Here is a 9,660-nt window from a genome sequence, read left to right on the forward strand (position 1 = left end):
CCTTTATTATAGAGAGAAAACTCTCTTTGGATATTTGAACATTATACTATACTGCTTAGAAAAAAAGCAAAGTATCTGCTAGGGAATTCCTTCCTTTCGAAAATAAATTTCTCAACATTTTTGTTATATTTTTTTTGTATCCATAATAATGTTTATGATTAATTATTCAAATCCCAAAAATTTATAGTAGCGAGCTAAAAATGATACAAGGATTTATAAAGTGAAACTTTAATCAGTGGGGGTTTTCTTCATCCCCCACTGATTATTAGTTGAACCAATCGGGCTTTTACGGGCAGTTTATCTCCCACCTAACTTCTTTGCTTTCGCTGAATTTTGAGGTGTGAGTATTACTGCCCGTTAATGCGGGATAAACAACATCATACTCTTTACTATATATCCCTCCCCCCTTTATTTCTGCGGAACTTTTACAATTACGGATTCTACGAAACGATAATACTATTTTCACATTGACAATAGTGTTTAACGAGGATATACTAAACATGTAATTTATTTGTGAAACATTTCACATTCAATGTGAATAAATTCACATATTATATATAGGAGATGTCGCAATTATGAATACATGGACACAAGTTTATGACCCCTTACACAATATTTGGCTATCAGCACTTGTAGCCGCAATTCCAATTTTATTTTTTGTACTATGCTTAACAGTCTTTAAGATGAAAGGATACATATCTGGATTTTATAGTGTGATTTTAGCTATCATTCTTTCTATATTTGTCTATAAAATGCCAGCAACTATGGCGGTATCCTCCGCTGCATTTGGTGTAGTAGCTGGATTTTACCCAATTTGTACAATTGTTATCGCAGCAATTTTCCTTTACAAACTAACTGTAAAAACTGAACAATTTAACGTCATTCGTGATAGTATTTCTAGCATTACAAGCGATCCTCGTCTTCAAGTATTATTGATTGCTTATTCTTTCGGAGCTTTCTTAGAAGGTGCAGCAGGTTTTGGTGTACCAGTTGCTATTACAGCAGCACTACTTGTAGGTATGGGATTTGATCCATTAAAAGCAGCAGGTATCTGCTTAGTTGCTAACATTGCCGGCGGTGCGATGGGTGCAATGGGTATTCCAGTTACAGTACCCGCTCAATTAACACAACTTGACGCATTAACTGTTGGCCGTCATGCAGTTGGAATTTTACCATTTATTAGTTTCATCTTACCATTCTTACTTGTTGCAATCGTTGATGGTTTCAAAGGAATTAAAGAAACTTGGCAAGGTATTCTTGTAAGCGGCGGTTCTTTCGCTCTTACTCAGTTCGTTGTAACATATTTCCTTGGTGCAGAACTTACTGATATTTTCGCAGCTGTAGTTAGCATGATTGCATTAGCATTATTCTTACGTGTGTGGCAACCAAAATCTTCAGCACAAGATAAACCAAATAAACAAGAAAAACATAGTTATACTATGAAACAAATTTTATACGCTTGGTCACCATTTGTATTCTTAACTGCATTTGTAACAATTTTTAACTTAAAAGTAATCAAAGCTTTATTCGCTCCAAATGGTGCATTAAGTAACTTAGCATGGAATCTTCAAGTACCTGGCCTGCACAATCACGTAATGAAAACAGCGCCAATCGTTAAAGCAAATACACCATTTCCAGCAGTCTTTAAATTAGATGTATTCTCATCAACAACTACTGCAATTGTACTTGCAATTATCGTATCTTTACTTGTATTCCGTGTAAACGGTAAGTTAATAAAAGAATTAGCTATTGAAACATTAAAAGAGTTAAAAACACCAATTTATACAATCTGTAGTGTAATTGCATTAGCATATGTAACAAACTATTCTGGTATGTCTTCAACTCTCGGATTAGCTTTATCATCTACTGGAGATGCGTTCCCAATTCTGTCTCCAATTTTAGGTTGGATCGGCGTATTCTTAACTGGTTCAGTCGTATCAAGTGGCTCTCTATTTGCGCCCCTTCAAGCAGTTACAGCTGCTCAATTAGATATCGTTCCTTCTACTCTCGTTGCCTTAAACGTAGTAGGCGGTACAATGGCAAAAATGGTATCACCACAATCAGTTGCTGTAGCTTGCGCAGCAGTTGGAATCGTTGGTAAAGAATCAGAGCTATTTAAAACAACAATGAAATATAGCTTAATCTTCTTATTCATTATTAGCTTACTTCAACTTAACGCAGTGTTTAATATTTTCTAATATAAAAGGCTGATGACTCGTTCATCAGCCTTTTTTCTCCATTTTTTTAATCTCTACTCGCTTAATTTGATGCATATCTTTTTCAAGAATCGTAAATGTCCATTCACCAACAACAGTCCTATCTCCTTCTGCAATTGGTTGTCCTTGCATCATTAACCATCCCCCAATTGTGTCAACATCTTGTTCATTTAAATGTAAGCCGAACAAATCATTAATCTCACTTATTAACACTTTTCCGTCAACGATTTTACAATTGTCGCTAATATGTTGAATAGGCGGATGTTCATCCTCATCATATTCATCGCGAATTTCTCCCACAATCTCTTCTAGAATATCTTCAAGCGTAACGAGTCCTGCTGTTCCGCCGTATTCATCATATAAAATGGCAAGCGGAATCCGTTTTTTTTGCATGCTGAGCAATAAATCATGTATAGGTATGTTTTCCATTACTTCAATAACCGGCCTTGTATATGTCGTGATTGATTTTGCTTCTTGTCTCTCTCCATCCATATAGCGAATAAAGAAATCTTTCACATTCACCATTCCGATTACTTCATCTTTATCTTCACCAAATACTGGATATCTTGTATATTTTTCTTGCCGAATAATTTCAATATGTGTTTCAAATACATCTTCTGCATATAATCCAACAATCTCTGTCCGCGGCACCATAATTTCTTTGGCAAGGCGATTGTCAAATTCAAAAATATTATTTACATATTTAAACTCTGCTTGATTAATTTCTCCGCTTTCATAACTCTCTGATAAAATGAGGCGGAGCTCTTCCTCTGAATGTGCTACTTCATGTTCAGAAGCCGGTTCTAAACCAAATAAACCTGCTACAAAACGAGCTGCATGATTTAATGCCCAAATAAATGGATACATAATGCGATAAAAATAAATCAGTGGCTTTGAAAACATGAGACTGACTTGCTCTGCTTTTTGAATTGCAAATGTTTTTGGTGCCAATTCTCCAACTACAACATGAAAAAACGTAATAACTGCAAATGCAATAATAAAAGATACAGTATTCGCAATTGGAGGAGAGATATGAAGTGTAATCAATATAGGCTCTAATACATGTTTTACAGTTGGTTCACCTAACCACCCCAGTCCCAGTGCTGTAATAGTAATCCCAAACTGGCACGCTGACAAATACTCATCCAAATGAGAAATCACTTTTTTCGCCGCTACTGCTCCCCGCTTTTTCTCTCCTACAAGTTGATCAATGCGGCTACTGCGTACTTTCACAATCGCAAATTCAATTGCAACGAAAAAACCTGTTAATGCAATTAAAGCGACAACTAATATTAAATTCCCTATTTCCAAATATCTCCCTTAGCTGTAGGCAGCTAAAGTTACACCTCCCGTAAGATAAGTTTAGCTATCCTTAATTTCTCTCATTTTCTCACAAGAAAACCTGTATAAATTTCACAAATTTTTATCCCGCTTAGAACAAAGAAAAACTTCCACTGATGGGAGTTTTATTTTATTTCTCATACAATTCAATAGGCAAGCCATCTGGATCTTGGAAAAACACAAAACGTTTTCCAGTTATCTCATCAATTCGAATGCTTTCAGTTTGTATACCGTGCTGCTGCAAATATGAAGCAGCATCTTCTATAGATGAAACAGAAAATGCTAAGTGTCTTAGTCCAACTGCTTCAGGAAAGCTTGCTCGCTTTGGCGGATTAGGAAATGAAAATAATTCAATTTGATATGTATCCCCCACACACAAATCCAACTTATAGGATGCTCTCTCTTCTCGATATACTTCGCGCAAGACTTGGAAACCAAGTACTTTTGTATAGAATTTTTTTGATACTTCATAATTGGAACAAATAATTGCAACGTGGTGAACAGCAGTAATATTCATCTTCTCTTTCCCTTTCTTGTATATTCTCCTTTGAAATGAAAAACCTATATACAAAGTTACCTATAAGGAGGGTTACTATGAAATTTTTCACATTTGGTCTTGGACTCATTGTTATATTTTTTCTTGCTTTTATAGCAAGTAATAATCGAAAACACATTAAGTTCAAACCAATCATTCTCATGCTTATTGTACAATTAATTTTAACGTTTCTACTATTAAATACGCAGGTCGGTCTAATCCTCATTACAGCCGTTTCAAATTTATTTAATGAGTTATTAAAATATGCTGCGGCAGGTGTAACCTTTGTATTCGGCGGCTTATTAAACAAAGGCGAAATGTCCTTCTTTTTAAGTGTTTTACTGCCAATTGTATTTATCTCTGTCTTAATTGGTATCTTACAACACTTTAAAATTTTACCACTCATCATTCGTTGGATCGGTTTTTTCCTTAGTAAAATAAATGGCCTTGGTAAATTAGAATCCTACAATGCTGTTGCCTCAGCTATTGTCGGACAATCCGAGGTTTTTATTACCTTGAAAAAACAACTCGGACAAATTCCAAAGCATCGTCTGTACACACTGTGTGCTTCTGCAATGTCAACAGTATCCATGTCCATCGTTGGCGCCTATATGACGATGATTGAACCAAAGTATGTTGTTACTGCGCTTGTCTTAAATTTATTTAGTGGGTTTATTATTGTATTAATTATTAATCCATACGATGTAAAAGATGAAGAAGATATTTTAGAAATTAAAGAAGAAAAGCAAACTTTCTTTGAAATGCTAGGAGAGTACATTTTAGATGGATTTCGCGTCGCGATCGTCGTTGGGGCAATGCTAATTGGTTTCGTTTCTCTTATAAGCGCTATTAACGGTTTATTTGCAATTGTTTTTGGTGTTACATTTCAACAACTGCTCGGATATGTCTTTTCTCCAATCGCCTTCATTATTGGTGTACCTGCCTCAGAAATTGTCCCGGCCGGTAGTATTATGGCAACAAAACTTATTACAAATGAATTTGTAGCTATGATGGATTTAGGTAAACTTGCGAGTACACTCTCCCCTCGTACTGTCGGGATTATTTCCGTCTTTCTTGTCTCTTTTGCAAACTTCTCTTCTATTGGAATTATTTCAGGCGCAGTAAAAGGTTTACATGAGGAACAAGGAAATGTCGTTGCCAGATTCGGTTTAAAACTCCTATACGGTGCAACCTTAGTCAGCATTCTATCCGCGACTATTGTTAGTGTTATGATTTAAACTTGGAAAAATTTTAATCTTTTTTTTCGTTTATTTTTTGTATACAATTATTCTTAAACAGATGCCTTATCATCATAAAGGCATCTGTTTTTTTGTAAAAAAAACTCAAAATATCTTTATAAAACGATATGTTTCATATATTTCATTTTCATGTCAATTAAAAATTTATAGTGAAAACTCATTATATTTATGTAAAATATAAAGTGTGTGTTTTTTTAAATTATAAGAAAATATATGAATTGATTGTTTAAAGGAGAAATATTAATGAAACCTGATTTAGAAACGATAAATAGAGCATTACAAAAACGCTCTAAGAAAAAGCGTGTATTATGGTTTGTTCTCGTTCCTTTATTCCTTTTGATTATTGGAGGAGGCAGCTATTGCTTCCATATATATAATAAAGCACAGGCTGTTGCTAATGGGGCTTACTCAGAATTAGGTCGCGGCGATAAATCAGACAAACGCGAAAAAGCAGTAAAACCGATGAATGATAATATTTCGGTCTTAATTATGGGTGTCGATGAAAGTGATACACGAGCAAAAGAATACGGAGGTGCAACTCGTACAGATGCATTGTTACTTGCAACGATTAATAAAAACGATAAATCTGTGAAACTATTAAGCATTCCTCGTGATTCTCGCGTATATATTCCATCGAGAAAGAAAGAAGATAAAATTACACACGCACACGTATTTGGTGGCGTGGATAGTACAATTAATACAGTAGAACGCTTTTTAGATGTTCCTGTTGATTATTACGTAAAATTTAACTTTAAATCATTTATAAAAATTGTTGATTCTCTTGGCGGTATTGATGTAGACGTACCAGTTGCATTTACTGAACAAGACAGTAAAGACAATCAAGGTGCTATTCACCTTGAAAAAGGTTACCAACACTTAAATGGTGAACAATCGCTTGCCTTAGCAAGAACACGTCATATTGATAGTGATTATATGCGCGGTCAACGTCAACAACTTGTTTTAGAAGCAATTGCTAAAAAAGCATTATCTGTAAATTCGATTAATAAACTCGGCAACTTACTTGATGCAGTCGATCATGATTTAAAAACAAATTTAATTTTCGACGATATGATGGCAATTACGAAAAATTCAATGGATTCTAGCTTAAAGATTGATAAATTGCAAGTAAAAGGCGAAGACAAATACGTTGATGGTATATACTATTACGTTCCTGATGAAAAGAGCGTTCATGATATTACGAAGGAACTACAAACCCATCTTGGTGTTACAGGTAAATTAGATCATAAGAAATTATAAGAAGAAAAACAGCTGTTTATCACAGCTGTTTTTTTGTTTTTAATAATACAGATAAAATTTCTGTAGCTGCTATGCAGAATACTTCATAACCGCCCCTATGCACAGCCAGATGCTCTTGCCCTCCTATAAAGTGAAACTTCCATCAGTGGAGAGCCTTTTTATCTCCACTGATGGAAAGCTCTCACCAATCGGGATTTTACGGGATAAAAAAGGGATTTTAGTTTTTAACCTATATACATGTAATTATAGGTAATTATATTACAAAAATGTAACGTTTTTTATCGAAATGTTACACATGTAATAAAATTAATAGTATACTAATGTATAAGAATTACTACTTTTATCATTTATACGTTAGAAATAATATTAATTTTAAAATCTTCTTTTCGGAGGGAAATGAATGAAATTACGCAATTTGATTATTGGTTCTGCAATTGCTGGTGGAGTCCTTCTTTGTGCTGGTAGTGTTAGTGCTTATCAATATGTGTCCAAATTGAATCATCAGTTAGATACATACGCTTTACCCCACACAACATTTGAAGGAGTTTCCATAGACGGAAAAACGAAAGCAGATGTTCAAAAAATCATTCAACAAAAAATTGATGAGTTAAATCAAAAATCTGTGAACTATGTCTTAAAGGACGAAAAACATACATATACTTGGCAAGAGCTAGGAATTGAATATAACAGTACAGATATTGCAGATAAAATTTTCAAAGAACAAAAGGGCAATATTACTAATCGTTATAACATGCGAAAACAAGCTGAAACAGGTGAGGTAAAGCGCGACTATAAGTTAGAGCCTTCTATAAATACAGCAAAATATGATGCGTTTATTAAGGAAAAATATAATGATTCTTTAGTAGATCCTGTTGATGCCGACTTATCTATCTCTGGCACAACCATTGCTATTAGCGAAAGTAAAGATGGTGAAAAAGTTGATAAGGAGAAATTAAAAACTCTCACAACAGAAGCCGTTAAAACAAATAAACAAGATATTCAAGTTCCCATTACAGCTGTGAAACCAGAACGCTCAACAGAAGATGTAAAAAATATGGGGATTCAAGAAGTAATTGCTGAATACTCTACTCCTCTAGCTGGAAGAAACTCAAGTCAAACGTTTAATGTACAGCGTGCTGTTAATACATTAACAGGAGTATTTGTTAAGCCTGATGAGACATTTAGTTTTAACGGCCGCGTTGGTATAACAGATGCAGCACATGGTTATAAATCGGCAGCTGTATATGTAAACGGAAAAGTAGAGCAAAGTGCCGGGGGTGGTGTTTGCCAAGTAAGTAGCACATTATACGGTGCCGTATTACGCGCTGATTTAGGAGTTGTAGATCGAAGTAATCATTCCTTACCAGTCCATTACTTACCTCTTGGCCAAGATGCAGCTGTTGCTGACTACGGCCCTGATTTAAAATTTAAAAATAATACGGGGAAATATATTTATATTCAAGCAGTCACAAACGGCAGTAGTGTAACTACTCGTATTTTCGGTACAAATACAGGAAAGAATGTAGAGGTTTCTTCGAAAGTGATAAGTGAAACTGATAAAAGCATTGTGGCTGTAACATATAAAAAGGTAACCCAAAATGGGCAAGTGCTCTCGAGCGGTCAAATTTCAAAAAGCACATACAAAAAGGCGTCGTAATTCACGCCTTTTTGTTTTGTAATATAGAAATAAAATTACTGATATGCCCTTTTACTTCTTCTATTTTCCACATACGATTTCCATACTGTTCAACTTCTTGCTGTACTTTCTTCCAATCTGCTCTTTGCTCTATTTGAACAAATTCTTGTAATAATTTTTCCTGCGTTTCTTGTTCTTCTTGCTCTTTAAATTGTTGCATAAGATGAGTCATTTCTTCTTCATATATACTTAATGTACAGTACGCTCTAAGAAAATATTGAAATGTTGAATACATAAATTCCCCGCCTTTCTTATTTCTCAGAAGGATAAGAAGTAACAATTTTAAAGCCAAGCTGACTTCCTTTATCTTTTTGCAACACAGTCACTGTATTACGAAGGCCATCCTTTACTTGCATATTCTTTTTTAATACCGTTTTTCCAACTGCAAAGTTATGCTTCGTATTCAATACAAGACGGTTTTCCTTCGACTCTTTTAACCACTTTTCAATTTCTTTTTCATGCTGCTTTATCGTATCTTTTACCGCTTTTGTTGCTGTTTCCTTATCATAATATGTACTTGCAGCAGATACATTATCTGTACGTAATCGTTCTTTCAACTGCTCATCTGTTTTGCCAACGTGACGCTCTAGCGTATGACCATTTTTCGGTGGTCCTTCCATTTCATCTAAAATTTTGTCACTAACGTTTATAGTGGGTGTAGCCTGATTATCTTTCGGCTTCGCCTGACTTGAACATCCACTTACTACAAGAATCATCATAAGCATCATGCTTATAACAACAGTCCATAACTTTTTCATCGTATCACCTCTTTCATGATTATTGTATTATCTTTAGAAAAAGTCAATTCTATCATATCTTTCGAGAGGACTCCCACCTCTAAACATATGTGAAGGTGGTGAGGTGAATCGAAAAAATATTTTATTTTCAAGTAAACAAATAGAAACGTACGTTCTTTTTTGTATAATACCCTTAACAAGGAGGTGAAAAAATGACAACGGAAAATCAAATGAATTATAAAACTCTTCAGATTTGGATTAAAAAAGGACATCGTATGTATTCTTATTTTCAAGAATCTTGCCAAAATGCTAAAAATATGTATAACACGACAAACTTTTATATACGACAAGTGTATACAGGTTTGACACAAGATAAGGAATTGCAACCTTTACAAAAAGAAGTTTTGGATACAATTGATAAAAACATTGGGAAGATGAATGAGACACAACTTCTTACCTATCAAAAGAAATTGCAAAAAGAGAAAACAAAACCAAAAGAAAAACAAAAAGAAGTGAAATGTAATTTATTTTCAGAACCAACTACAGAAAAACCTTATGTAGATTATCATTTTCTGGATGCATTATTTAAAGCGATGATTCAGAAGGATTATCGTGCTTT

Annotated in this window: 8 protein-coding genes and 1 pseudogene; 5 read left to right on the plus strand and 4 right to left on the minus strand. The window is 34.4% G+C overall.

The features are described from left to right. The first annotated feature begins 575 nt into the window (after positions 1-575). Positions 576-2,198: a lactate permease LctP family transporter gene (locus BM211_RS25160; protein WP_091000123.1), complete on the plus strand. Its 1,623-nt coding sequence runs from the start codon at positions 576-578 to the stop codon at positions 2,196-2,198. Between the two features lie 24 nt (positions 2,199-2,222). Here BM211_RS25160 and BM211_RS25165 read toward each other — a convergent pair whose 3' ends face one another. Further along, positions 2,223-3,527 (minus strand): hemolysin family protein, encoded by a 1,305-nt coding sequence (locus BM211_RS25165; RefSeq protein WP_091000125.1) that lies wholly within the window; start codon positions 3,525-3,527, stop codon positions 2,223-2,225. A gap of 160 nt (positions 3,528-3,687) precedes the next feature. Continuing rightward, positions 3,688-4,074 carry an SMU1112c/YaeR family gloxylase I-like metalloprotein gene (locus BM211_RS25170; RefSeq protein WP_091000127.1) on the minus strand — a complete coding sequence of 129 codons (387 nt, stop codon included), beginning with the start codon at positions 4,072-4,074 and terminating at the stop codon, positions 3,688-3,690. 77 nt (positions 4,075-4,151) lie between these two features. Between BM211_RS25170 and BM211_RS25175 the strand changes: the two genes are divergently transcribed. From BM211_RS25175 to BM211_RS25185, 3 genes are all read left to right on the plus strand, one after another. Continuing rightward, entirely contained in the window at positions 4,152-5,330 is a 1,179-nt protein-coding gene (locus BM211_RS25175; protein ID WP_035433380.1) for a NupC/NupG family nucleoside CNT transporter, read from the plus strand. A gap of 264 nt (positions 5,331-5,594) precedes the next feature. After that, a complete protein-coding gene (locus BM211_RS25180; RefSeq protein WP_035433379.1) occupies positions 5,595-6,608 on the plus strand; it encodes an LCP family glycopolymer transferase in 1,014 nt (337 codons plus the stop codon). A 400-nt stretch (positions 6,609-7,008) separates the two neighbouring features. Further along, positions 7,009-8,265, plus strand: coding sequence for a VanW family protein (locus tag BM211_RS25185; RefSeq protein ID WP_091000129.1), 1,257 nt, complete (start codon positions 7,009-7,011; stop codon positions 8,263-8,265). A 1-nt stretch (position 8,266) separates the two neighbouring features. On the opposite strand, the gene BM211_RS25190 is transcribed toward BM211_RS25185, so the two are convergent. Both BM211_RS25190 and BM211_RS25195 read right to left on the minus strand, forming a co-directional pair. Beyond that, entirely contained in the window at positions 8,267-8,539 is a 273-nt protein-coding gene (locus BM211_RS25190) for a hypothetical protein (protein WP_035433377.1), read from the minus strand. A gap of 16 nt (positions 8,540-8,555) precedes the next feature. Beyond that, positions 8,556-9,062 (minus strand): RNase A-like domain-containing lipoprotein, encoded by a 507-nt coding sequence (locus BM211_RS25195; RefSeq protein WP_035433376.1) that lies wholly within the window; start codon positions 9,060-9,062, stop codon positions 8,556-8,558. Positions 9,063-9,253: 191 nt separating this feature from the next. On the opposite strand from BM211_RS25195, the pseudogene BM211_RS25200 reads away from it, so the two are divergent. Next, positions 9,254-9,660: pseudogene (locus BM211_RS25200) on the plus strand (RNA-guided endonuclease TnpB family protein); the annotation flags it as partial.

It is taken from the genome of Bacillus sp. 491mf, from assembly GCF_900112415.1.
Lineage (GTDB): Bacteria > Bacillota > Bacilli > Bacillales > Bacillaceae_G > Bacillus_A.